This is a genomic window from Haloarcula salina, assembly GCF_049603855.1.
Lineage (GTDB): Archaea > Halobacteriota > Halobacteria > Halobacteriales > Haloarculaceae > Haloarcula > Haloarcula salina_A.
In genome coordinates this window covers 2,875,800-2,898,942 of the sequence record NZ_CP187146.1, presented here as the reverse complement: position 1 = coordinate 2,898,942, position 23,143 = coordinate 2,875,800, and the positions used below count along the sequence as shown (strand labels likewise).

Here is a 23,143-nt window from a genome sequence, read left to right as displayed (position 1 = left end):
GATGGCGAGCGTCTCCGTCTCGCACCTGATCCTGTTCATCGCGTCGATGGCCATCGCGGCGAGCGTCGCCGGCGTGTTCACGAGCAGCATCGGCGAACTCAGCAACGCCGTCTCCGAGCAGGGCCTCGACGTGAGCAGCGAGGTCCGGAGCGACGTCGAGATCATCTCCGACGGCGGGAGCGACGCGATCTACGACAGCGGCACGATCACGCTCTACGTGAAAAACACCGGGTCGGAGACGCTCGCGCCGGTCCCCGGACAGCTGGACGTCTTCGTGGACGGCCAGTTCGCCACCGAGTACACGGTGACGCTCGAACCGAACGGCGGCGACTCCTGGCGGGCCGGCGACGTGGTCCGCCTCGAGATCAGCCAGAGCCTCAGCGGCGGCGATCACCGCGTCATGATCATCGTCAACGGCGACGAGGAGGTGTTCGAGTTCAACCTATGAGCATCGCAAGCACCGACCTGTTCTCGCTCGGACTGGACGACCACGACCGGCTGAACAAGGAACTGGGCGGCGGTATCCCACCCGGCAGTATCATCCTCGTCGAGGGCGACTACGGGGCCGGCAAGTCCGCCATGAGCCAGCGGTTCACCTACGGCCTCTGCGAGGAAGGCCACGAGGTGACGTACCTCTCGACGGAGCTCACCGTCGGCAGCTTCCTCGACCAGATGCACTCGCTGTCCTACGACATGGTCGATCACATCCTCGACGAGAACGTGCTGTTCCTGCACGCCGACATCGGCGAATCGAACGCCCTCACCGGCGGCGAGCAGAAAGAGCGCAAGGAACTGCTCAAGCGGCTCATGGAGGCCGAGGTGATGTGGGAGGCCGACGTCATCGTCATCGACACGTTCGACGCCATCCTCCGGAACGACCCCAAGTTCGAGGCGCTCGTCCGGCAGAACGAGGAGCGCCAGGCCGCCCTGGAGGTCATCTCCTACTTCCGGGACGTGATCTCACAGGGCAAGTGCATCATGCTCACCGTCGACCCGTCGACGCTGGACGAGGAGGCGATCGGCCCGTTCCGGGCCATCGCCGACGTGTTCATCGAACTGGAGATGATCGAGGTCGGCAACGACGTGCGCCGGCAGATCAACGTCCTCCGGTTCGCCGGCATGGGCGAACAGGTCGGTGACACCGTCGGGTTCTCCGTGCGCTCGGGGACCGGCATCGTCATCGAATCGCGGAGCGTCGCTTAGAGGTGACTTAAGACATGACAGATCACGGACGAGCGAAACCGTCGGACGAACTTCGGCAGATCGCAGCGCGGCGACCACACCTGCGGGACCACCTGAAGAAGTTCAAACAGATCACCGGCGAGTTCCCGATGCTCATCGACGAGGCCGACAGCGAGTACGAGTCAAATCGGCCTAACGTCCTCTATCCCGTCGGCGGCCCCATCTTCTGTCACGTCTACGGGGACGTGGGCCAGGACACGAAGTACTACGCCATCGAGCCCGAACTGGACGACGACGAGCGGACGGTGTTCAGCAAGGTCCGCAACCGCCTGCTCCAGCGCAGTGTCAACAAGCCCGCGCCGGAGAACGAGGCCCAGTTCGACGACCGCATCGAGGAACTCCTCCAGGAGACGACGAAGATCCGCAACGAAGACAGCGACAGTGGCGTCCTCACGCGCCTGTCGAACCTCACCGACGTGAGCAGCGTCGAGGTCACCCAGGAGACTTACGAGAACATCCTCTACCGGCTGAACCGCGATATCGTCGGCCTCGGTCCGCTCGAACCGGTCATGCGCGACCCGGCCAACGAGGACATTCACGTCATCGGCCGCAGCGAGTGCCACGTCGACCACGGGGTCTACGGGATGCTCGAGACCACCGTCGAGTGGGAGACCGAGGAGGCGTTCGACCAGTGGCTCCGCAACATGGGCGAGCGGATGGGCGACCCGGTGTCCGACTCGGACCCTATCGTCGACTCGACGCTGCCGGACGGGTCGCGTCTGAACCTCATCTACTCCGACGACGTGAGCCTCAAGGGCCCTTCGCTCACCATCCGTCAGGGCGACGACGTGCCGCTGTCGGTGTTCCAGATCACGAAGTGGATGACGCTGTCGCCGGAGCTCGCGGCGTACCTCTGGCTCTGTCTGGAGAACGAGCAGACGGTGTTCGTCGTCGGGGAGACGGCGTCCGGGAAGACGACGACACTGAACGCCATCACCTCGTTCATCCCCGACGACGCCAAGATCTACACCGCGGAGGACACCGCCGAGGTGCTGCCGCCGCACAACACGTGGCAGCAACTGCTCACCCGTGAGGGCGAGGACGAGGGGACCAGCATCGACATGTTCGACCTCGTCGCGGCCGCCCTCCGGTCGCGCCCCGACTACATCATCGTGGGCGAGGTTCGTGGTGAGGAGGGTCGGATGGCGTTCCAGGCGGCCCAGACCGGCCACCCGGTGATGCTGACCTTCCACGCGAGCGACATCGTCTCGATGATCCAGCGGTTCACCGGCGAACCGATCAACGTCCCGGAGACGTTCATGGACGTGGCCGACGTGGCCCTGTTCCAGAACCGCGTCAAGCAGGGCGACCGCGTCCTGCGCCGTGTCACGTCCGTTCAGGAGATCGAGGGGTACTCGAAGGAGATGGACGGCGTCGTCACCCGGCAGGTGTTCAACTGGGACCCCGTCGAAGACGAGATCATCTTCCAGGGGATGAACAACTCCTTCGTCCTCGAAGAGCAGATCGCGACCCTGCTCGGCTACGAGGACACCCGCGACATCTACGACGACCTGCAGTTCCGGGCGAACATCATCGAGCGGGCCATGCAGGAGGGGATCCTGGGCTATCACGAGGTCAACGACTTCATCTCCGACTTCCAGCGCGACGGCGTCGAAGGGCTCCCGTTCAACATTTCGCGGCCGGACTAACGATGGCCCAGGGCGAAGCCGAGAGCGACCTGGATCTGACGATCACCGAGACGATACAGGGGCTCGTCGAGTCCTACCGGCACATGTCGATGCCGGTGGAGCGGTACCTCTTTCTGATACTGCTCCCGTCGGTGATCTTCTTCGTCCTCTCGTCGATCGCCGCGTTTCTGCTCGACCTCCCGCTCTCGATTCGCGCCCCGATTCCCCTGCTGGGCTTCCTGGCCATGTCATCGGCGATTTTCTACCCGAAGATCGTCCTGAGCCAGCGCAAGCGCGAGCTCAACAACCGTTTTCACCTGCTCATCACCCACATGACCGTGCTGGCGACGACGAAGATCGACCGGATGGAGGTGTTTCGCACCCTGGCCGAGGAAGACGAGTACGGCGAACTCGCGATGGAGATGCACCGCATCGTCCAGCTCGTCGACACCTGGAACCTCAGCCTCGACGACGCCTGTCGCCGCCGTGCGAAACAGGTCCCCAGCCGCGCCGTTTCGGACTTCTTCGACCGCCTCGCGTACACCCTCGGGGCCGGCCAGGGCCTCGACGACTACCTCCTGACCGAACAGGAGCAGATCATCCAGCACTACTCGACGGTGTATCAGAGCACCCTCGACAGCCTGGAGGTCATGAAGGACCTCTACCTGTCGATGATCCTCTCGATGACGTTCGCGCTGGTGTTCGCGGTCGTCCTGCCGGTGCTGACCGGAACGAACCCGACCATGACCGTCAGCGCCGTCATCGTGATGTTCGTCTTCGTCCAGAGCGGGTTCTACCTCGCCATCCGCTCGATGTCCCCCTACGACCCCGTGTGGTTCCACCCCGAGGAGTACCCCTCGCCGATCGAGGAGCGCCTCGACAAGTCCATGGCCGCCGGCGTCGGCCTGTCGCTGTTGCTCGTGTTCGTCACGCTCGGCGGGATGCTCGGCGTCTCGCCGGTGACACTCAACGACATCCTGTTCATGTTCGACACCGTCCCGCTGCCCCTGTACGCGGCCGTCCCCATCACGCCCATGCTCATCCCCGGCATCGTCTTCCGGCAGGAGGAACAGCGCATCAAGGGCCGCGACGAGGAGTTCCCCAACTTTATCCGCGCGCTCGGTGCCACCGAGGGCGCGAAGCAGTCGACGACCGGGATGGTGTTGCGGACGCTCCGCAAGAAGGACTTCGGGCCGCTGACCGACAACATTGACGACCTCTACAAGCGGCTCAACATGCGCATCGAACCGACCGCGGCCTGGCGATTTTTCACCGCCGACTGTCGCTCGTATCTCATCCAGACGTTCTCCGAGATGTACCTCATCGGCCGCGAGATGGGTGGCTCGCCCAAGCAACTGGGCGAACTCATCTCCGAGAACATGAACCAGGTGCTCCAGCTCCGCCAGAAGCGCAAGCAGGCGACGACGACGCTCGTCGGGCTGCTGTACGGGATGACGGCCGCGTCGACGTTCGCCTTCTTCATCGGCCTGCAGGTCGTCAACATCCTCGCCGACATGTCGCTCAATCTGAGCACCGGGAGCCGACTCGACGCCGCCTCGCTCATCAACACCAGCGTCTACAACATCCCGCTCATCGAGTTCCTGCTCATCATCATCATCATGTTCTCGGCCATGCTCTCGGCGCTGATGATACGGACCGTCGACGGCGGCCACTACGCCAACACCTACCTGCACTTCGTCGTCCTCGCGTGGATCGGCGCGGTCACCGGGACCTTCACGAAGTGGCTGGTGTCGCAATTTCTCGCAATCTAAGAGTACCTTTTTACTTCGTCGCCCTTCCTCGCGGCGCGTCGCGTCGCTGTGGGAGGGCTCCTCGCAAAAATCTACGCTAAAAACGTCCTCCGAGTCGCGCTCTGCGAGCGCGCTCGGAGTGAAACCGCTCGCTTCGCTCGCGGTACATCATCGGTACTGCACCGGGCAGGCCTGCCCTTCCCCGGGTCGTGGCACGGAGGCCACTCCCGGCCCACAGCACCGCACCGGCCGCTTCCGGCTGACAACGCCGCAGTACCGCGACAGCTACGCCTCGGCCTCGAAGCCGTCTTCCCACCGGAACAGCCCGTCTCGCTGGACGACTTCGCCGTCGACTTCGAGGCGCGAGCCCTCGCCCATCGTCGTGATGAGGTCCTCGTGGACGGCGCTGTCGTTGCCGGACTCGCCATCGGGCAGGCAGGCGTCGTAGGCACGGCCGAGCGCGAGGTGAACCGTCCCGCCCATCTTCTCGTCGAAGAGGATGTTGTCCGTGATCCGGTCGACGCCACGGTTCATGCCGATTCCGAGTTCGCCCAGCTGTCGCGACCCACCGTCGGTCTCGATGACCTCGGTGATGACCGACTCGCCCTGCTCGGCAGACCAGTCGACGACGACGCCGTCCTTGAAGGTCAGTTCGACGTTCTTCACCCGGCGGCCCTGGATGGTCATCGGCACGTCGAAGGTGACGACGCCGGCGGTGTCGTAGGGGGCGGTGAACACCTCGCCCGAGGGCAGGTTGTGCGAGTCGTAGGCCACGCTGGCCGCGGAGTTGACGGCGATGCGGTCTTCGATGAACAGCGTGAGGTCAGTGCCGTCCGTGACGATGCGGACCTCCTCGCCCGCGTCGAGAATCTCCTTCAGCCGGGCCTGCTCCTTGGCGAGCGCCTCCCAGTCGCGCAGGGTCGCGTCGTAGACGAAGTCCCGGTAGTCGGCGTAGGCCATCCCGGCCTGCTGGGCCATCGCTCGCGTCGGGTGCTGGGTCGACACCCAGTCCGTGTCGAGGCGGGCCTCTCGGATCGCCTGCCGGGCGGTCGAGTACGCCCGCCGCGTGTCGCCGTCCACGTCGGCCGTCTCCGCGGTGTTTCGCGCCCCCTTCAGAAACAGGACGCTGTCGGCCCGCTCGTACAGCGCGAGTTCGTACTCGGGGCTCTCGTCGAACTCACCGTCGTGGGAGTCAAGGTAGGCTCGCGTCAGTTCGTCGGACTGGTACGTCGAGAGCAGGTTCGCGCCGCGCTCGCCCAGTTGCTCGGCGACGGCGACAGCGAGGTCGTGTGCGCCCTCGTCGACGGCGAGGACCACGTCGTCGCCGCCCTCGATGCGGGCGCTCCACTCCACCAGCGTCCGGGCGTGCTCGCGAATGCGGTCGTCCATACCGCGGCCACGGGCGGCGCGGGCAAAACACCGGTGGTCGGTCGCGTCGGCGACCTCGACCGGGGTACCTGACGCGGTCGCCTTCCGTAGATTTTTTGCGCCAGCGGCGTGAATTTAGCCCCGCCGGACGCGGCACGGCCCGCGGCGACCGCCGGTGTAACGCTTCGATCCAACCGTTCCTCACCGCACCGCCGAAGGGCGCTGGTCGAAGTGGGCCCAGAGACTGACTGACGACGGCACGGTGGTGTTCGTGCCACGTTTTTCGGCGGAATCGCAACCACTACCTGTGCGCTCGGCGACCGCCAGGTATGGAACTGGGCGTCATCGGACTCGGACGCATGGGCCGTATCGTCGTCGACCGCGTACTCGAAGCCGGCCACGAGGTCGTCGTCTTCGACATCGACGAGGAGAGCGTCGCCGACGCGGCCGAGGCCGGCGCGCGGCCCGCGGAGTCGATCCCGGACCTCGCCGACGAACTCGGCCCGGAGAAACGCATCTGGCTGATGGTCCCGGCGGGCGACCCGGTCGACGCCGCGCTGGACGAACTGGCCCCGTCGCTCGATTCGGACGACGTGGTCGTCGACGGCGGAAACTCCTACTTCGAGGACTCGGTGCGCCGCGCCGAGTCGACCGACGCGGCCTACCTCGACTGCGGGACCTCCGGCGGCCCCGCGGGCGCGGAACTGGGCTTCTCGCTGATGGTCGGCGGCCCGCAGTGGGCCTACGACGAACTCGTCCCGGTGTTCGACGCCGTCGCGACGGGGCCCGACGGCCACGACCGGATGGGGCCGGCCGGCTCTGGTCACTACGTCAAGATGGTGCACAACGGCGTCGAGTACGCACTGATGCAGACCTACGGCGAGGGCTTCGAACTGCTGGCGAACGGGCGCTACGATCTCGACCTGGAAGCCGTCGCCAGAACGTGGAACAACGGCGCGGTCATCCGCTCGTGGCTGCTGGAGCTCTGCGAGGAAGCGTTCCGCGAGGAAGGGAACGACCTCGGGACCGTCGCCGACCGCGTCGAGGGCGGGTCGACCGGGACCTGGACCGTCCAGGAGGCCCTCGAACAGGAGGTCCCCGTGCCGCTCATCTATCAGTCGCTCGCCGAGCGGTTCGGCTCCCGGGCCGACGACGGCCGCTTCTCGCGCCGCCTCGCGAACCGCCTCCGGTACGGCTTCGGCCGACACGAGGTCCCGCGCCGAGAGTAACGCGCTCGCTGTGTCGTACTTCTGTGGGTTCGTCCCGTCCGCGTTCTACCCGACTCAGCGCTCGGGGGTCGGCACGTGCCCGCGGACGAGGACCGCCGTCCCGTCTTCGCCGTGCCAGACCAGTCGGACGGTGGCCCCGTTGGGTGCGTTCATCCCGAACTCGTCGCCGGCGGTCACGGTGCCGTCTTCGTCTTGCCACGTTTTCGCCGGCCGGTCGTCCGCTTCGAGCGTGAGTCGGTCGGCGGCGATGGCGTCACCGCCTTCGTGCCTGACGACGACGATCGGGCCGGTCATGGCGTGGTCGTACTCGATGGAAAACGACGTCTGGGGCGCTCTCGGTTCTTCGACACTGTCTCCGACGCCCAGGACGAACGACCCCAGAATTGCCGCGATGACGACCACGAGTACGACCGCTATCACCAGCGCGGCGAATCCGCCGACGACTTCCACGAGCACCTTCGTCGCGCCGTCCAGCTCGGCCCAGGACTCCCTGATTCTCATACGTTGTTGATAGCATTGGTATTAATAGAACCTTCGAATAATTTAACCGATTCAGGGGGCGAGGGAGGGCCGGCGCGGGACGCGCCGGAGGAGACGCCTGCAGGCGAAACAACAGCTAATTAAACCAGTGTTCCATAGCCGCCCACATGGTAGAACTCGTTGGACTCGCCGGCGGGGCCGTGCTCACCCTGATCGTGGTGTCGCTCCACTACGCCAAGGGGACCGGCTGGGAGGCACCGGAGGACATCTCCCAGGAGGTCCTCGAGCAACGGGCCGCGTCGGTTCCCGAGACGGACTTCCCCGAGCCGTACAACCGCTCTATCGGTGGCGGCGGCGCCGCCGCGATTCCGGCTGGCGACGCCGAAGGCGAACTCGGTGAGGGCGAGGAAGCCGAGGAAGAAGACGAGGGCTTCGACCCCGATTCCATCGCCGACGACGAGGTCGAGTACTACGAGATCGAGTTCGCGAAAGAGGGCGAGACCATCGAGGTCGCGAACAACGAGACGATTCTCGAAGCCGGCGAGGAGGAGGGTTGGGACCTCCCCTACGCCTGCCGCGAGGGCCAGTGTATCTCCTGTGCCGGCCACATCGAGGACGGCCCGGCCGAGGACTACATCCGACACAGCAACAACGACTCGCTGATGGACGACGACATGGAGGAGGGCTACTGTCTGACCTGCGTCGCCTACCCGACCGGCGAGTTCACGATCGAGACCGGCGAATCTCCCTGACTGCGGTCTATTCTCGCGTTCACAACGGTTAAGGTAGCCTGTCGAATAGCCTGTATCAAGGGCGGCTAGTTCAGCGGACAGAACGCCTGGTTCCGGACCAGATGGTCGGGGGTTCAAATCCCTCGCCGCCCGTTTTTCGGCGAACGATTGTGAGCCGTGAAAACGGCCCGAGGATTCGAAGCACGCGAGACGAGCGCTGGCGAGTCTCGCAGTCGGGTTCAAATCCCTCGCCGCCCGTCCACCGACCACAGGAGCGACATCGCCACTGTATTTTATCTCGTTCCTCCGCGACAGTTCACGGTGGTGTTACACGAATGTCACTTCTCGATGGCAAGACGGCCGTCGTCACCGGCGGCAGTTCGGGAATCGGCCGCGGAATCGCTCACGGGTTCGCAGACCACGGTGCGGAGGCGGTCGTCGTCGCCGACGTGCGCGAGGACCCGAAAGAGGACGGGGTGCCGACGCACGAACTGATCGAGGACGAGACGGACGCCGAGGCCGTGTTCGTGGAGTGTGACGTCACGAACCGGGCCGACCTGATCGAGGCGGTGGAGGCCGCCGACGCGGCCGGCGGGCTGGACGTCATGGTGAACAACGCGGGCGTCTGGCACGCCGAGGACTTCTTCGACGTGACCGAGGCGGACTACCAGCGGACGATGGACATCAACCTCAAGGGCGCCTACTTCGGCTCCCAGGTCGCCGCGGACCGGATGGTCGACCACGGAACCGGCGGGACCATCATCAACACCTCCAGCATCGCCGGGCTCTTTGGCAACGGGGACTGGCCGACCTACTCCGCGTCGAAGGGCGGACTGACGACGCTGACCTACTCGCTCGCGCACAGGCTCGGCGAGCACGACATCCGGGTGAACGCGATTCACCCGGGAGGGATCGAGACGATGATCGGCGGCGAACCGACCGACCCGGAGGCCGCGGCCGAACAGGCGGAGCAGTTCACGCAGATGGTGCCGCTGGGCCGCTACGGCCAGCCGGACGACGTCGCCGGCGCGGCGACGTTCCTCGCGAGCGACCTGGCTGGGTACGTGACCGGTGAATCGCTCGTGGTCGACGGCGGCTGGACCAGCTGGCGGTAGGGGTTGCGAGCGTCGCCGCTCGAAACCATCCAGGCGACGACTCCCCCACAGCGTTATGGCGCGCGTCACCGTCTGCCGTGGTGTATGCGTGCAGCTGTGTTCACCGGCCACGGAGAGCCGCTGGCGGTCAGGGAGGTCGACGAACCGGAAGCGGACGCCACGGGCGTCGTGGTCGAGACCGAGGCGTGTGGGATCTGCCGGAGCGACTGGCACGCCTGGCAGGGCGACCCGCTCTGGGAGTCCCGGGGATTCTCGGAGGGGCACGTGTTCGGACACGAGCCCGCCGGTGTCGTGGTTGAGGTGGGTGACGAGGTCGAGACGGTCCGCGTGGGGGATCGCGTGGCGGTCCCGTTCAACCTCGCCGACGGCACCTGTCCGTCCTGCCGCCGGGACATGTCGAACCTCTGTGACGAACGGATTCCGCTGGGGCTCGCCCCCGAGGCACCCGGTGCGTTCGCCGAGCGCTTTCACGTCCCGTGGGCCGACTTCAACGCCGTCCACCTGCCGGACGGCATCTCGCCGGTCGAGATGGCGGGCCTGGGCTGTCGGTTCATGACCTCCTTTCACGGCCTGGTCGACAGAGCCGACGTCGACGGCGGCGACTGGGTCGCCGTCCACGGTTGCGGCGGCGTGGGGCTATCCGCCGTCCACATCGCCGACGCACTGGGCGCGAACGTCGTCGCCGTCGACCTGTTCGACGAGAAACTGGGACTCGCATCCGACCTCGGAGCCGTCGAGACGGTCAACGCCGAGCGGGTCGAGGACGTGCCCGAGGCGGTGACGGCGGTCACCGACGGGGGTGCCCACGTGTCCGTCGACGCGCTCGGTATCGCCGAGACGTGCCGGAACAGCGTTCAGTGTCTCGGAAAGCGCGGACAGCACCTCCAGATCGGCCTCACGTCGAGCGCGGAGGGCGGCGAGGTGTCGCTGCCAACCGACCTGATGGTCGCGAAGGAACTCCAGTTCGTCGGGACGGTCGGGATGCCCCGACCCCACTACGACGACATCTTCCGTCTGATCGACCGCGGGAAGCTCGACCCGACGGCCATCGTCTCCGAGACGGTGTCGCTCGACCGGACGCCGGACCTGCTCGACGCCATGACCGAGTTCGAGACGACCGGCATCCCGGTCATCGACGCGTTCTGACGGGGCAAAACGACTTGGGGGTTCGATACGACAACCAAGGTACATGCGAGTGCTGGTCGTCGGTGCGACGGGGTTCATCGGACAGCGACTGGTCCGCGCCCTGAACGACGCGGGCCACGACGTGGTGGCGTTCTCCCGGAGCGCGAGCGAGGAGTCGTTCCCCGAGGGGGTCGAGCCGTTCGACGGCGACCTCGGCGACCCGGAGACGTTGTCCGGACTGTGTCACGGCGTCGACGCGGCGTACTACCTGATCCACTCGCTGACGGCCGAGAACTTCGCCGAACTCGACCGCGAGTACGCGCGGCGCTTCTGCGAAATCGCGACCGAGGCGGGCGTCGACCGCGTGGTGTATCTGAGCGGCATCAGCGGCGACGAGGAGAACCTCTCGCCCCATCTGGCGTCCCGGCGCGAGGTCGAGTCGGTGCTGGCCGAGGGGAGCTACGACCTGACGGTGCTCCGGGCCGCCGTCATCATCGGCGCCGAGAGCGCGAGCTTTCGCATCCTCAACGACCTGACCGACCGCCTGCCCGTGATGCTCGTCCCGAAGTGGGTCCGGACGCCCTGTCAGCCCATCGGCGTGCGCGACGCCATCGCCTACCTCGTCGCGGTGCTCGCCGCCGACGAGACCCGCGGCGAGACCTACGACATCGGCGGGCCGTCGGTGTGGTCCTACGAGTCGCTGCTGAAACTGACCGCACGCGAGAAGGGCAAGCGCGTGTTCATCGTCTCCGTCCCGGTGATGACGCCGGCGCTGTCCTCGCACTGGCTCCGCCTGACGACGGACGTGCAGTACGCCATCGCGCGGCCGCTGGCCGAGAGCATGCGAAACCCCGTGACGGTCGACCCCGAACTGGACCTCCAGCAGGTCGTCCCCATCGACCAGACGCCCATCGAGGACGCGGTGCGCGAGGCGCTCGTCTCGGCCTGACCGCACGCCTCCGCTCGACCTGCGTGGCTGTTTTCACCCTTCGAGCCGAGTCGGCGGGTATGACCGAGACGGTCGCCGTCACCGGCGGGAGCGGACGCGTCGGCGGGCACGTGCTCGCCCACCTGAACGACGCGGGGTATCGGACGGTCAATCTCTCGCGGGGCGGGCGCGACGAGGAGCGCGCCGACGCGTACATCGCCGCGGACCTGCTCGACGCGGGCGAGGTGTACGGGGCCGTCGCCAGGAGCGACGCCGACGCCGTCGTCCACCTCGGTATGGTTCCGACGCCCGACCGGACGCCGGGGTACCGCACCTACGAGAGCAACGTCATGACGACGTATCACGTGCTCGAAGCCGCCGGCGAACTGGGCGTCGACACGGTGGCGCTGGCGTCGAGCTTCAGCGCCATCGGCGGCGGCTTCGAGCCCGACTCGATCACGGTCGACTACCTCCCCGTCGACGAGTCCCACCGGCTTACGCCATCGAATCCCTACGGCATGGGAAAGCAGGCGCTCGAACTCGCCGCCGACGGCTTCGCTCGCCGCGACGAGGGCGCGCCGCGGACCATCACCTCGCTGCGGTTCCCGTGGGTCGTCGACGACGACCTGGCGCGCGAGACGTTCGTCGAGGCGGACCGCTCGCTCGCCGCGCTCCGCGACTCGCGGCACTTCCACACCCAGCGCAACACCCTGTTCTCGTACGTCCACGCCACCGATGCGGCCTCGCTCGTCCGACGGGCCGTCGAGGCCTCCTTCGACGGCCACGAGCGGGTCTGGGTGTCGGCTCCCGACACGAGCGCCGAGACGCCGAGCGCGGACCTCGTTGCCGAACTGTTTCCCGACGCCGAGTGCCGCGAGTCACTCGCTTCCGGGGACCCCTACGCGGCGCTGGTCGACACGTCGAAGGCCGAGCGGTTGTTCGACTGGGAGCCGACTTGGCGCTGGCGGGACGCGGGGTGACGGCCGGACGCGCGAACCCTCACTCGAACGTCGTCACGAGTTCGACGCCCGCCGTCTCGTAGTCGGTCATCGCGGCGAGGCGCTCCGACACCGAGTCGAGGCCGACCCGGCGAGTGACCAGCGCGCCGGGGTCGAGCGTGCCGTCGGCGACGAGCCTGAGGAGTTCGCCGTAGCGCGACGGCGGCATCCCGCGCGAGCCGAGCACGCTGATGTCCCAGCGAGTGATCCAGTCCGTCGGGAGCGCCACCTCGCCGCGCTCGGCGTCGGTCGTCAGGCCGACCTGGACGTGCGTGCCACGCGGGCGGAGACACCGGACGCTGTTCCGGCACGTCTCGGCGATGCCGAGCGCGTCGACCGACACCTCCGCGCCGCCGTCGGTCAGGTCGTCGACGGCGCCGGGCACGTCATCGACCGCGCTGGCGTCGACGACCTGGCTCGCGCCCACGTCGGCGGCCATCGAGAGCGGTCCCTCGCGGATGTCGACCGCGATCACACTCGCGCCGAGTGCGTCGGCGATCTGGACGGCCGCCAGTCCGAGGCCGCCACAGCCGTGGACGGCGACGCGGTCGCCGGCGCTGATATCTGCCCGGTGAGCGAGCGCGTGGAACGCCGTGACGTAGCGACAGCCAAGCGCCGCCGCCGCGTCGAAGCCGACGCCGTCGGGGAGCGAGACGAGGTTGTAGTCGGCGTTCGGGACGCCGACTCGCTCGGCGAACGCGCCCGGGACCGCCGGTTCGAACCCGAGCGCGTGGCCGTCGGTGCAGACGTTGCCGTGGCCGTTCCGGCAGTAGTCGCAGGTGCCGTCGCCGAGGTTGAACGGGACCACGACGCGGTCGCCGACGGAGAGCGTCGAGACGCGCGGCCCCGTCGCGACGACGCGCCCGGCCGGTTCGTGGCCGAGCACCTGTCCGAGGGGAACGTCGTCGTCGGCCCAGTCACCGTGGCCCTGCCAGGCGTGCCAGTCGCTCCGGCAGATCCCACACGCCTCGACCGCGACGACCGCGGCGTCTGGGTCCGGTTCCGGTGCCGTCCGCTCCTCGACCGCCAGCGGTTCGCCGTAGGCCTCCAGCACTGCGGCGCGCATGGGCCGGCTTCGACCGGCAGCGCCAAAAGCGCGGGTGTGACCGGATCGGCCCCCGCGGTGCGGCCGACTTTATGTGCGCTCGCTGCAGTATCCCCAACGTGAATCCCCTCCCCCTCCTCGCTGCCCTGTTCGTCGTCCCCGTCGCCGTCGCGCTGGTCGCCGCCGACGCAGCGAAGCGCGGCCTCTCTCGGCAAACGCGCTGCCGGTGGAGCGCTGGCGTCGGCGTCGTCAGCCTCGGTGGCTTCGTCGCCTCGGCCGCGCTCGACGGTGCGCTCGTCACGGCCTACAACGCACTTCTGGGGCGTCCAATCGTGGTCGTCACGCCGCTGCAGTTGCTCACCGGACTGGTCCTCGTGGGCCTCGCGGTCAGCGCGCTCGCGGTGCTGATCTACGGCGTCGCCAGCCGGTACGGTCCGCTCGCGGCGACCTGAACTCACCCGTAGTTTCAAACGCGTCACGCCCCCAGCGTGGGGCATGAGCGACACCGACTGGATCGGCGAGACGTTCACCAGCGACGCCGGCTGGGACCACCTGGAGACGCTGGTCGACATCGGGAACCGGATGGCCGGCAGCGACGGCGAACGGGCGGCCGCGGCGGAGACCCGCGACGCTCTCGCAGAACACGCCCGGAACGCCCGGCTCTCGGAGTTCGAGGTACAGGGCTGGGAGCGCGGCGAGAGCGCGATCCGGGCCGACGGCGAACCGGTCGCCGCGCTGGCCCACGAGTGCATCGCTCTGCCGCGCTCGCCCGCCGACGAGGTGACCGGCGAACTGGTCGACGTGGGCCACGGCCTGCCCGAGGAGTTCGCGGACGCCGACTGCGAGGGATGCGTCGTGATGGCGCGCTCGGACGTGCCCGACTGGTACGACCGCTACATCCACCGCCGAGAGAAGTACTACCACGCCGTCGAGGCCGGCGCGGCAGCGTTCGTCTACCGGAACCACGTCGAGGGCGTCCTCCCGGCGACCGGCAGCGTCGGGACGGCCGAGGCACCGATCGGTGAGATCCCCGCGGTCGGCGTGGCCAGCGAAACGGGAGCGCGACTCTCGCGACGCTACGACGGCGACGCGGTGACCGTCGCGGTGGACTGCGAGACGCCTGACTCGACCAGCCGGAACGTCCACGCCGAACTCGGCCCGGACACCGACGAGCGCCTGCTGGTGACAAGCCACGTCGACGCCCACGACATCGCCGAGGGCGCGATGGACAACGGCGCGGGGACGGCGATGGTCGTCGAACTCGCGCGGGCGCTCGCGGGTCGCGAGCACGAACTCGACACCCGCGTGGAGTTCGTCGCCTTCGGTGCGGAGGAGGTCGGACTGGTTGGTTCGAACCACCTCGCAGCCGAGACGGACCTCGACGACGTGACCGCCGTCCTCAATCTCGACGGGGTTGTTCAGGGCCGAACACTCGAGTGCTACACCCACGGCTTCGACGCGCTGGCCGACGCCGCCGAGCGGGTGGCCGACCGCTTCGACCACCCCATCTCGCTCACGCCGGAGCAGGGCCCACACAGCGACCACTGGCCGTTCGTTCGCCGGGGCGTCCCCGGCTATCACGTGACCAGCGAGACGGGTGAGTCCGGCCGCGGGTGGGGTCACACCCACGCCGACACGCTCGACAAACTGGAGCCCCGGACCTTCCGCGAGCAGGCCGTCCTGCTGACGGATCTGGCGGTGACGCTCGCCGACGGAACGGTCGACCCCGAGCCAGTCGACCCCTCGGTCATCGCCGACGCCCTCGAATCGCAGGGCCTCGCCGAGGGGATGCGGATCACCGGCGACTGGCCCTTCGACGGGTAACTGGTTCCACGGCGGAGCGCGTCCCGAGGGCTGGGGCCGGCGCGACTCGTCGGCGACCGGTCGTACTAGAATACTTACACATAGTGCCCCGCTGTCATTCTGGGTCTGCACGCGCTCTCTCGCCTGTCGAAGTATTTACTCGGTACACAAGTAACATATTTCGTAGGTTATTTATCGTTGCATTGCATGTCAACCAATGGCAGGTGGGCTGGACTACTACTGTAGCCCGCAGACGGACGCCGTCGCCGGGGTCCACTGCCGAGCTCCCATGCTAAGCCGGTCTCGCGGAGTCCGAGACCGGGCCGACGTGAGCGAAGCCACGCCTGCCGTCGTCAGTCAACACCAACACCAATACGCGACACGAACCGGCCGTCACCGTGCCACGACGGCTATCGTGTCCTTCTAGTGCGGTTCGCCGGCGAGCCGCGGCCGTCGCGTCCCGGATCGGAAACCGCTTGGAGCCACGGCGACGCCGTTTGACTGCTCACTCCTCGTAGGCCTGCTCAACGTCTGCCGTGGCCTGCGGGATGACGCGCTCCTCGGCTGTCCGCATCGAGCGCAGCGCCTCGTCGGTGAACTCCACCGTCAGCGACGGCAGTGCCCGGGCGAGCCCGCCGAGCACCTCGCCGGGGTCGATGGTGAGTTCGAAGGCGAAGGCGTCGCGCTCCTCCCGGAGCGGCACGGTGAATTCGAGGTGCTCCCGAAGTACCTCGGTCGCCGTCTTCCGGTCGTAGGCGTCGGCGACGGCCGCCCAGAAGTCGTCGGTGTCGGCCGCCACGAGCGGCGCGAGGTCGTCCCCGAACGAGCGCTGGCGCGCCAGCAGTCGCTCGCGGATCTGCTCGCGGCGGTCACCGCGGACCTCCTCTCTGAGCGCGTTCCAGTACAGGTCGCGAGCCAGCACCTCGTCGGCGTACGCGTCGAACGCCGCGTCGGTCTCCTCGGCGTAGTCCAGAACGGGCTCCAGCTGGTCGAGGATCTGCTGCTGGTAGGCCCGGAGCTTCGGTCGGACGACGTGGCGCTCGACCGGCTGGCTGTTCTTCAGGAGCTTTCCCGCCACGCGGCTCCCGCCGCCCCGCGAGCCGCGCAGGACGGCCCCCACGTCGAAGGCCGCGTACGTCTCGTCGACGAACTGCGAGAGGTAACGCTCGAACTGCTGTTCTACGGCACGTCGTGTCACACTCGCCTGTGAGGGCCGGACCTCCCTATCGCTTACGGCGGTCACGATGGAGTTAAGACATCCCTCGATAATCCCGGAGTATGTCCCAGCGAATATCTACTTCCGAGGGAACGGTCGCGGCCGCCGGTGAACGCGAACTCGTCGTCGGCGGCGACCGCCCGCTCAGACTCTCTACGGGCCACCGCCTGCGCCACCACGACGGGAAGTGCTCGCGTCCGCACGGGCACAACTACGAGATTACCGTCCGCGTCACCGGCGAACTCACCGACGAGGGGTGGGTCGTCGACAAGGGTGAGATCACGGCGGTGGTCGACGAGTGGGACCACCGCTTCCTGCTCGAGGCCGGCGACCCGCTGGTCGACGCGTTCGAGGCCAGCGGCGACGGCGACGCGGTCGTCGTGCTCGAACGCCCGCCGACGGCCGAGGTGATGGCCGTGACGCTGGAACAGCGCCTCGCCGATCGCCTCCCGGAGACGGTGTCGTCCGTCGCTGTCTCCGTCCGGGAGACCGGGGAACTCTGCGTCCGCTGATGCCGGTCGCCAGCGACGACGACGCGGCCGGTGTGACTGACGCCGACGGCGACCGCTCCGAGGCCGACAGCGACGACCAAGGGGACGGCGAGGCGGACCTGCCGATCAACGAGCTGTTTCACTCGCTCCAGGGTGAGGGCCGACTGGCCGGCGTCCCGAGCGTGTTCGTCCGCACGAGCGGCTGTAACCTCCGCTGTTGGTTCTGTGACTCCTATCACACCTCGTGGGAGCCGACCCACGACTACTTCTCCGTCGCGGACGTGCTCGCGGCGGTCGCGGACCACGACGCAGACCACGTCGTCCTCACCGGCGGCGAGCCGCTGATTCACGACGCCAGCGAGACGCTGCTGACCGAACTCGCCGACCGGGGCTATCACACCACCGTCGAGACCAACGGGACCATCGTCCCGGACGCACCCGTCGACCTCGCGAGCGTCAGCCCGAAACTGGCCTCCAGCACGCCGACGGCGGAGCGCGACCCCGCCGGCGACGGCGAGTGGGCCGACTGCCACGAGGACCGGCGACTCGACATCGAGACGCTCGCCGAACTCGTCGAGACCTACGAGACGCAACTGAAGTTCGTCGTCACCGGGCCCGACGACCTGGCCGAAATCGAGCGCGTCGTCGAGGGGGTCCGCGACGCCGCCTCGACTCCCGTCCGCGACGACGACGTCCTGTTGATGCCAGAGGGCCAGACGCGAGCGGAACTGAACGAGACGCGCGAGACGGTCGCGGCCCTCGCGATGGAGTACGGCTACCGCTACACGCCGCGGCTCCACGTCGACCTCTGGAACGACGCACCGGGAACCTGACCGACCATCGACTCCGACAACATGACTGACGACACCCGCGCTGTCGTGCTCGCCTCCGGCGGCATGGACAGCGCCACGGCGGCCTACGAGGCACAGACCCGCGGGTACGACGACCTGTACCTGCTGCACACGAGCTACGGACAGAACACCGAGGACCGGGAGTACGAGTGCGCCAGCGCGCTGGCCGACCACGTCGACGCGGCGGACTTCCTCCACGTCGAGACCGGCCATCTCCAGCAAATCGGCGACTCCTCGCTGACCGACGACGAGATGGCGGTCGCGGACGCCGACACCGATAGCGACGAGATACCCACGTCCTACGTCCCGTTCCGCAACGCGAACCTCCTGTCGATGGCCGTCTCCTACGCCGAGGCCAACGACTGCGGAGCCGTCTTCATCGGCGCGCACAGCGAGGACTTCTCCGGCTACCCCGACTGCCGGCCCGCCTTCTTCGAGGCGTTCCAGCGGGTGATCGACGCGGGGACGAAACCGGAGACCGAGATCGACCTCGTCGCCCCCTTCGTCGAGTGGTCGAAGACCGATATCGCCGAGCGCGGCGTGGAACTCGGCGTCCCATACGCGGACACCTGGAGCTGTTACCGCGACGACGAACCGGCCTGCGGGACCTGCGACGCCTGCGCCTTCCGGCTGGAGGCCTTCCAGCGCATCGGCGAGCGCGACCCCATCGACTACGCCGAGCGGCCGACCTACGCCGACTGACCGTTCACCCGTCCGTTTCGTCTCGAACCAGCCCTTCGAGCAGGAACTCCGCCGAGGTTCGCGTCGTCGCCAGCGGCACGTCGTGGACGTCACAGATACGCAACAGCGCGGAGATGTCCGGCTCGTGTGGCTGGGCCGTCAGCGGGTCGCGCAGGAAGACGATGCCGTCGATGCGGTCTTCGGCGACTTCCGCCCCGATCTGGGTGTCGCCGCCGAGCGGACCGCTCTCCTTGCGCTCGACCGTCAGATCGGTCTCCTCCATGATGCGCTTGCTCGTCGTGCCAGTCCCGACGAGGTCGAACCCCGAGAGCGCGTCCTCGTAGCTCTGTGCGAGGTCGATCATCTCCGGTTTCTCGTCGTCGTGGGCGATGAGCGCGACGCGAGTCATACCGGTGGCTCTCGGGCGACCGCCTTATGTCATTGGGTGGGCTCAGACGGATGTGTCGATCCGCGGACGGCGAAGCGAGCGTGTGGTACCCGCTCGATTCCCGTCAGCCGCCGACCTCGACGGCTCCGTCCCGGTCGATCGTCACGTCGTGGCCTTCGACCGCGAACGTCACCGTCTCCTCCTGGCCGTCGACCACAACGGCTCGGAGCACTTCGGTGTCGACGTACGTCTCGAGGTCGTCGAGATCGTCGACCTGCAGATCCGTCGCCTCCACGATGGCGTCGGTGATGACCTCGTCGGCGGGTCTCGGACTCACCCAGCCGTCACCGTCGGTGCCGCCGTCCCGGAGCACGTAGACTGTCCCATCCTCGTAGCTCATGGACGTACGTACGGGCACTTCCGTTATAACAGCGTGCGAGCGATTTCAGTGCGTGAAACAACCCAGTCCGGCGAGCGGGCCGAGTCGCCTACTCCGGCGGCGAGCCGACCAGCGGCCGCTCGGGGGCCGCGAGGGTGTTCTGAACGAGCGTTCGCGTCCCGCGGCGCAGTCGCTCGGAAGCGGCCTGACTGGAGATTCCGAGCTCCGCGGCGAGATCGGAGAGCGACGACTCCCGCGGGACGGTGAAGTACCCGCGGTTGAGCGCGAGCAGCAGCACCTCCTTCTGGGGGTCGGTCACCCCGAACTGCGGAGACGCTTCGGTGTCGTCGGTGATCGTCTGGATATCGATGTTGATGTCCTCGGTGATGAGCGCGTCGCGGAACGAGAGGACCGAACTCTTCTCGGGGAACCGTGCCCGGAAGATCCAGTCGTCGCCGGTCTGTGCCGCGCCGAGGAGGAACCCGTCGGCGTTCAGCAGCGACCGCGAAACGGTGTCGACGATTCCGTTCGCGGTGTGGACAGTGTACCAGTGCCCGTCACCTTCGGCGGCCACGTGGGCGTAGTCGGTGATACTCTCGTCCTGTGCAAGTCCCGCCTCGACGGCCGCTCGCTCGACGGGACCGATCCAGGCGACGGCGCGACAGCCGTCGCCTTCGCAGTGGAGCCGCTGTATCCGTATCGCCGAGTTACCGAGTGTTTCCGCGGTGCGCTGCAGGAGGGGAACGTCGATGTGAAATTCTACTATCATATCTCAGTGTGAAAACAGCGATGGTGATAAACCCCGGTCAGACGACTGTCGTACTCGAGAGCGATACCGGTGCAACTCCCGGCCGCTGAAGGCTGTCGGGGACTCGCGCCGGAAGTCGGTATCGTTCAGCACCAATGGGTACGTCTCGGGAGATACACTTAAATTCACGGCATGGTCTACCATGTTCTGTAATTCGTCACGCCAGCGGCCGTTCGCGCGGTCAGCGGCTGCGTTCTGCCTCGGCAACGGCAGCCTCGGTCACACCCCCGACGAAATTCGCACGAAGGAATCATTGGTCCCTCGTCGGCCGAAGTGGCACTGTGTCCGGCGCTACTGCAGGTTCTCCCCCTGATACGATCCCTCGTAGGTTCCTTCGTGGGCGGCTTCTGCGAGGACGAGCTGGGCGATGCGGGCTCCCGATTCGAGTTCGATGGGGTGGTGGACCTCGAGGAGTCCCTCGCCGCGGCCCTCGTAGCCGGCGTCCCAGACGGCCGTGTCCAGCATACAGGAGTTGCGAAGCAGCGACGAGCGCGGCAGGAGGAAGCCGACGTGGCCCTCCGGGATGGCGACGCGGTCGGCGTACTCCACGATGTAGCCGCCCCGGTCGAGGTGGTAGACGCCGTCGTCGGCCTCGCATTCGCGGCGCTCGCCGACCGTCTTGCCACCGCGCTCGATTCGCCCCGGCTCGACCTGCTCGTAGACTTTGCCGAGCGTGAGGTCGACGCCGTTCGGTTGCACCTGCGACTCTCTGAGGTCGCCGAGCGCGTCGGCGACGAACCGGCCGCTCTTGAACATATCCCCGACTGTGGCGCTCTGGCGCATAGGCCTGCCGGTCTGATTCACTCGCGCACGAGTGACAGACGGGAGGGGGTTTTCAACGCAAAATGGGGAGGAATACGCGGGATTTATACGGGCGCGGTATCGATTGACAGACGTTATGGGACAGACGCTTACGGAAAAGATTCTCGACGAACACCTCGTCGAAGGGGAGCTGACACCCGGAGAGGAGATCGGAATCGAAATCGACCAGGTGCTGACGCAGGACACGACCGGGACGCTCGTCTGGCTCCAGTTCGAGGCGCTCGACCTCGACGAAGTCCAGACGGAACTGGCGGCCCAGTACTGTGACCACCAGACCTACCAGTTCGACTTCAAGAACACGGACGACCACCGCTTCCTCCGTTCCGCCGCAGGGACGTTCGGTGCCCACTTCTCCCGGCCCGGCAACGGAATCTGTCACAACGTCCACAAGGAGAACTTCGCCGCGCCCGGCAAGACGATGCTCGGCTCGGACTCCCACACGCCGACCCCCGGTGGTCTCGGCGAACTCGCCATCGGTGCCGGCGGGCTCGACGTGGCCGTCGCGATGGGTGGCGGTGCCTACTACATCGACATGCCGGAAGTCGTCAACGTCCGCCTCGAGGGCGAACTGCCCGAGTGGGCGACCGCGAAGGACGTCATCCTCGAGCTCCTGCGCCGCCTCTCCGTCAAGGGCGGCGTCGGCAAGGTGCTCGAGTACACCGGCCCCGGCGTCGAGACGCTGACCGTCCCCGAGCGGACGACCATCACCAACATGGGGACCGAACTCGGTGCCACGTCCTCCATCTTCCCGACGGACGAGCAGACCGAGGACTACCTCGAACGCCTCGGCCGCGAGGACGTGTTCGTCGAGATCGGCCCCGACGAGGACGCCGAGTACGACGACGAGATCGTCGTCGACCTCTCGGACCTCGAACCGCTCATCGCCCAGCCGTCCATGCCGGACAACGTCGTGCCCGTCTCCGAGGTCGAGGGCGTCGACGTCGAGCAGGTCATGATCGGCTCCTGTACGAACGGCGCCTACGAGGACATCCTCCCCGGCGCGAAGATGCTGGAAGGGCGCAACATCGACAAGAAGACCGAGATGATCGTCGCGCCCGGTTCGAAGCAGGCCTCCGAGATGCTGGCCCGCGAGGGCTGGACCGCGGAGATGATGGCCGCCGGCGTCAACTTCTCCGAGGCGACCTGCGGTGCGTGTATCGGCATCGGTCACGTGCCCGCCTCCGACTCCGTCTCGCTGCGGACCTTCAACCGCAACTTCGAGGGCCGCTCCGGCATCGAGGACGACAACGTCTACCTCTGCTCGCCGGAGGTCGCCACCGCGGCCGCCATCAAGGGCGAAATCGTGGACCCGCGGAACCTCGCCGACGAACTCGGCGACCTCGAGGCCCCCGGCCTGGAGATGCCCGACTCCTACATCGGCAACTCCGAGTCCGACCTCATCGCGCCGGACAACGCCGTCGACGACGAGCTCATCAAGGGCCCGAACATCGGCGACGTGCCGCTGAAGGACCCGCTCGAGTCCGAGGTCGGCGGTGAGGCCCTCCTGAAGATGGAGGACAACATCACCACGGACCACATCATCCCGGCCACGCAGGACATCCTGATGTACCGGTCGAACGTGCCGAAGCTCTCCGAGTTCACGCTCTCGCGAGTCGACGACACGTTCGCCGAGCGCGCGCTCGAGGCCGACGGCGGCGTCCTCGTCGCCGGCGAGAACTACGGTCAGGGCTCCTCACGCGAGCACGCGGCCCTGTGTCCGATGTACCTCGGTATCGAGTCCGTCCTCGCCCAGAGCTTCGCCCGCATCCACAAGGCGAACCTCTTCAACTTCGGCATCGTTCCGCTGGAGATCGACGAGGACACCTACGAGAAGCTCGAGCAGGGCGACGACGTCGAGATCGTCGACGACGTGGCCGAGGCCGTCCGCTCCGGCCAGGAAGAGTTTACGATTCGCGTCAACGACGACTGGGAGGCGACGGCGACGCTCGACGCCTCCGAGCGCGAACGCGAGATCCTCGCCGACGGCGGCAAGCTGCCCCACACGAAGATGCAGCACGACGACGGCGGCGCGGCGCCGGCTGACGACTAAGGCGAGATTCCGTC

At 67.4% G+C, this 23,143-nt stretch carries 24 protein-coding genes and 1 tRNA gene; 17 read left to right on the top strand and 8 right to left on the bottom strand.

Annotation, left to right across the window (positions count from 1 at the left end):
• Position 1 precedes the first annotated feature (1 nt).
• From ACOZ4I_RS14685 to flaJ, 4 genes are read left to right on the top strand one after another with little or no spacing between them, the layout of a single operon-like run.
• Entirely contained in the window at positions 2-448 is a 447-nt protein-coding gene (locus tag ACOZ4I_RS14685) for a flagellar protein G (RefSeq protein ID WP_162415069.1), read from the top strand.
• Positions 445-1,203 (top strand): ATPase domain-containing protein, encoded by a 759-nt coding sequence (locus tag ACOZ4I_RS14680; RefSeq protein WP_162415070.1) that lies wholly within the window; start codon positions 445-447, stop codon positions 1,201-1,203. The genes ACOZ4I_RS14685 and ACOZ4I_RS14680 overlap by 4 nt, the downstream gene beginning before the upstream one ends.
• 14 nt (positions 1,204-1,217) lie before the next feature.
• On the top strand, positions 1,218-2,891 hold the full coding sequence (locus ACOZ4I_RS14675) for a type II/IV secretion system ATPase subunit (protein ID WP_424000815.1): 1,674 nt from the start codon (positions 1,218-1,220) through the stop codon (positions 2,889-2,891).
• Between the two features lie 2 nt (positions 2,892-2,893).
• On the top strand, positions 2,894-4,642 hold the full coding sequence (flaJ, locus tag ACOZ4I_RS14670) for an archaellar assembly protein FlaJ (RefSeq protein ID WP_424000813.1): 1,749 nt from the start codon (positions 2,894-2,896) through the stop codon (positions 4,640-4,642).
• Between the two features lie 264 nt (positions 4,643-4,906).
• On the opposite strand, the gene ACOZ4I_RS14665 is transcribed toward flaJ, so the two are convergent.
• Positions 4,907-6,010, bottom strand: a complete 1,104-nt coding sequence (locus tag ACOZ4I_RS14665; RefSeq protein WP_424000811.1) for an aminopeptidase — start codon at positions 6,008-6,010, stop codon at positions 4,907-4,909.
• Positions 6,011-6,318: 308 nt separating this feature from the next.
• Here ACOZ4I_RS14665 and gnd point away from each other — a divergent pair, with 308 nt between their 5' ends.
• Positions 6,319-7,218, top strand: coding sequence for a phosphogluconate dehydrogenase (NAD(+)-dependent, decarboxylating) (gene gnd, locus ACOZ4I_RS14660; protein ID WP_424000809.1), 900 nt, complete (start codon positions 6,319-6,321; stop codon positions 7,216-7,218).
• Positions 7,219-7,272: 54 nt separating this feature from the next.
• On the opposite strand, the gene ACOZ4I_RS14655 is transcribed toward gnd, so the two are convergent.
• Positions 7,273-7,719, bottom strand: a complete 447-nt coding sequence (locus ACOZ4I_RS14655) for a type IV pilin (RefSeq protein ID WP_424000807.1) — start codon at positions 7,717-7,719, stop codon at positions 7,273-7,275.
• A 146-nt stretch (positions 7,720-7,865) separates the two neighbouring features.
• Here ACOZ4I_RS14655 and ACOZ4I_RS14650 point away from each other — a divergent pair, with 146 nt between their 5' ends.
• The 6 genes from ACOZ4I_RS14650 to ACOZ4I_RS14625 all read left to right on the top strand — a co-directional run bounded on the left by ACOZ4I_RS14650 (position 7,866) and on the right by ACOZ4I_RS14625 (position 12,577).
• Positions 7,866-8,450, top strand: coding sequence for a 2Fe-2S iron-sulfur cluster-binding protein (locus ACOZ4I_RS14650; RefSeq protein WP_424000805.1), 585 nt, complete (start codon positions 7,866-7,868; stop codon positions 8,448-8,450).
• Positions 8,451-8,509: 59 nt separating this feature from the next.
• A tRNA-Arg gene (locus ACOZ4I_RS14645) sits at positions 8,510-8,582 on the top strand.
• Between the two features lie 182 nt (positions 8,583-8,764).
• Entirely contained in the window at positions 8,765-9,544 is a 780-nt protein-coding gene (locus ACOZ4I_RS14640) for an SDR family oxidoreductase (protein ID WP_424000803.1), read from the top strand.
• Between the two features lie 84 nt (positions 9,545-9,628).
• The gene (locus ACOZ4I_RS14635) at positions 9,629-10,690 is read left to right on the top strand and encodes a zinc-dependent alcohol dehydrogenase family protein (RefSeq protein ID WP_424000801.1); all 1,062 of its coding nucleotides are present in this window, start codon (positions 9,629-9,631) and stop codon (positions 10,688-10,690) included.
• Between the two features lie 43 nt (positions 10,691-10,733).
• Positions 10,734-11,618 (top strand): NAD(P)H-binding protein, encoded by an 885-nt coding sequence (locus ACOZ4I_RS14630; RefSeq protein WP_424000799.1) that lies wholly within the window; start codon positions 10,734-10,736, stop codon positions 11,616-11,618.
• A gap of 59 nt (positions 11,619-11,677) precedes the next feature.
• Entirely contained in the window at positions 11,678-12,577 is a 900-nt protein-coding gene (locus tag ACOZ4I_RS14625) for an NAD-dependent epimerase/dehydratase family protein (protein ID WP_424000797.1), read from the top strand.
• A gap of 19 nt (positions 12,578-12,596) precedes the next feature.
• On the opposite strand, the gene ACOZ4I_RS14620 is transcribed toward ACOZ4I_RS14625, so the two are convergent.
• A complete protein-coding gene (locus ACOZ4I_RS14620; protein WP_424000795.1) occupies positions 12,597-13,661 on the bottom strand; it encodes a zinc-dependent alcohol dehydrogenase family protein in 1,065 nt (354 codons plus the stop codon).
• Between the two features lie 98 nt (positions 13,662-13,759).
• Here ACOZ4I_RS14620 and ACOZ4I_RS14615 point away from each other — a divergent pair, with 98 nt between their 5' ends.
• Complete coding sequence (locus ACOZ4I_RS14615) at positions 13,760-14,092, top strand: hypothetical protein (RefSeq protein ID WP_424000793.1); 333 nt, start codon at positions 13,760-13,762, stop codon at positions 14,090-14,092.
• A 43-nt stretch (positions 14,093-14,135) separates the two neighbouring features.
• Positions 14,136-15,464, top strand: coding sequence for a M28 family peptidase (locus ACOZ4I_RS14610; RefSeq protein WP_424000791.1), 1,329 nt, complete (start codon positions 14,136-14,138; stop codon positions 15,462-15,464).
• A 484-nt stretch (positions 15,465-15,948) separates the two neighbouring features.
• On the opposite strand, the gene ACOZ4I_RS14605 is transcribed toward ACOZ4I_RS14610, so the two are convergent.
• Complete coding sequence (locus ACOZ4I_RS14605) at positions 15,949-16,641, bottom strand: hypothetical protein (RefSeq protein WP_424000789.1); 693 nt, start codon at positions 16,639-16,641, stop codon at positions 15,949-15,951.
• Between the two features lie 80 nt (positions 16,642-16,721).
• Here ACOZ4I_RS14605 and ACOZ4I_RS14600 point away from each other — a divergent pair, with 80 nt between their 5' ends.
• Genes ACOZ4I_RS14600 through queC form a run of 3 tightly spaced genes read left to right on the top strand, consistent with a single transcriptional unit; the run spans position 16,722 to position 18,703 of the window.
• The gene (locus ACOZ4I_RS14600) at positions 16,722-17,171 is read left to right on the top strand and encodes a 6-pyruvoyl trahydropterin synthase family protein (RefSeq protein WP_424000787.1); all 450 of its coding nucleotides are present in this window, start codon (positions 16,722-16,724) and stop codon (positions 17,169-17,171) included.
• A complete protein-coding gene (locus ACOZ4I_RS14595; protein WP_424000785.1) occupies positions 17,171-17,983 on the top strand; it encodes a 7-carboxy-7-deazaguanine synthase QueE in 813 nt (270 codons plus the stop codon). Before ACOZ4I_RS14600 ends, ACOZ4I_RS14595 begins: the two co-directional genes overlap by 1 nt.
• Positions 17,984-18,004: 21 nt before the next feature.
• Positions 18,005-18,703: a 7-cyano-7-deazaguanine synthase QueC gene (gene queC, locus ACOZ4I_RS14590; protein ID WP_424000783.1), complete on the top strand. Its 699-nt coding sequence runs from the start codon at positions 18,005-18,007 to the stop codon at positions 18,701-18,703.
• A 4-nt stretch (positions 18,704-18,707) separates the two neighbouring features.
• Here the strand turns inward: queC and ACOZ4I_RS14585 are convergent, their stop codons facing one another.
• The 4 genes from ACOZ4I_RS14585 to ACOZ4I_RS14570 all read right to left on the bottom strand — a co-directional run bounded on the left by ACOZ4I_RS14585 (position 18,708) and on the right by ACOZ4I_RS14570 (position 21,013).
• On the bottom strand, positions 18,708-19,091 hold the full coding sequence (locus ACOZ4I_RS14585) for a methylglyoxal synthase (RefSeq protein WP_424000781.1): 384 nt from the start codon (positions 19,089-19,091) through the stop codon (positions 18,708-18,710).
• A 103-nt stretch (positions 19,092-19,194) separates the two neighbouring features.
• Positions 19,195-19,470: a HalOD1 output domain-containing protein gene (locus ACOZ4I_RS14580; protein WP_424000779.1), complete on the bottom strand. Its 276-nt coding sequence runs from the start codon at positions 19,468-19,470 to the stop codon at positions 19,195-19,197.
• Positions 19,471-19,558: 88 nt separating this feature from the next.
• Positions 19,559-20,218: a helix-turn-helix domain-containing protein gene (locus ACOZ4I_RS14575; RefSeq protein WP_424000777.1), complete on the bottom strand. Its 660-nt coding sequence runs from the start codon at positions 20,216-20,218 to the stop codon at positions 19,559-19,561.
• Positions 20,219-20,548: 330 nt separating this feature from the next.
• Positions 20,549-21,013, bottom strand: a complete 465-nt coding sequence (locus tag ACOZ4I_RS14570) for a deoxyuridine 5'-triphosphate nucleotidohydrolase (RefSeq protein ID WP_424000775.1) — start codon at positions 21,011-21,013, stop codon at positions 20,549-20,551.
• 142 nt (positions 21,014-21,155) lie between these two features.
• Here ACOZ4I_RS14570 and ACOZ4I_RS14565 point away from each other — a divergent pair, with 142 nt between their 5' ends.
• Positions 21,156-23,129 (top strand): aconitate hydratase, encoded by a 1,974-nt coding sequence (locus tag ACOZ4I_RS14565; protein WP_424000773.1) that lies wholly within the window; start codon positions 21,156-21,158, stop codon positions 23,127-23,129.
• The last annotated feature ends 14 nt before the right edge of the window (positions 23,130-23,143 follow it).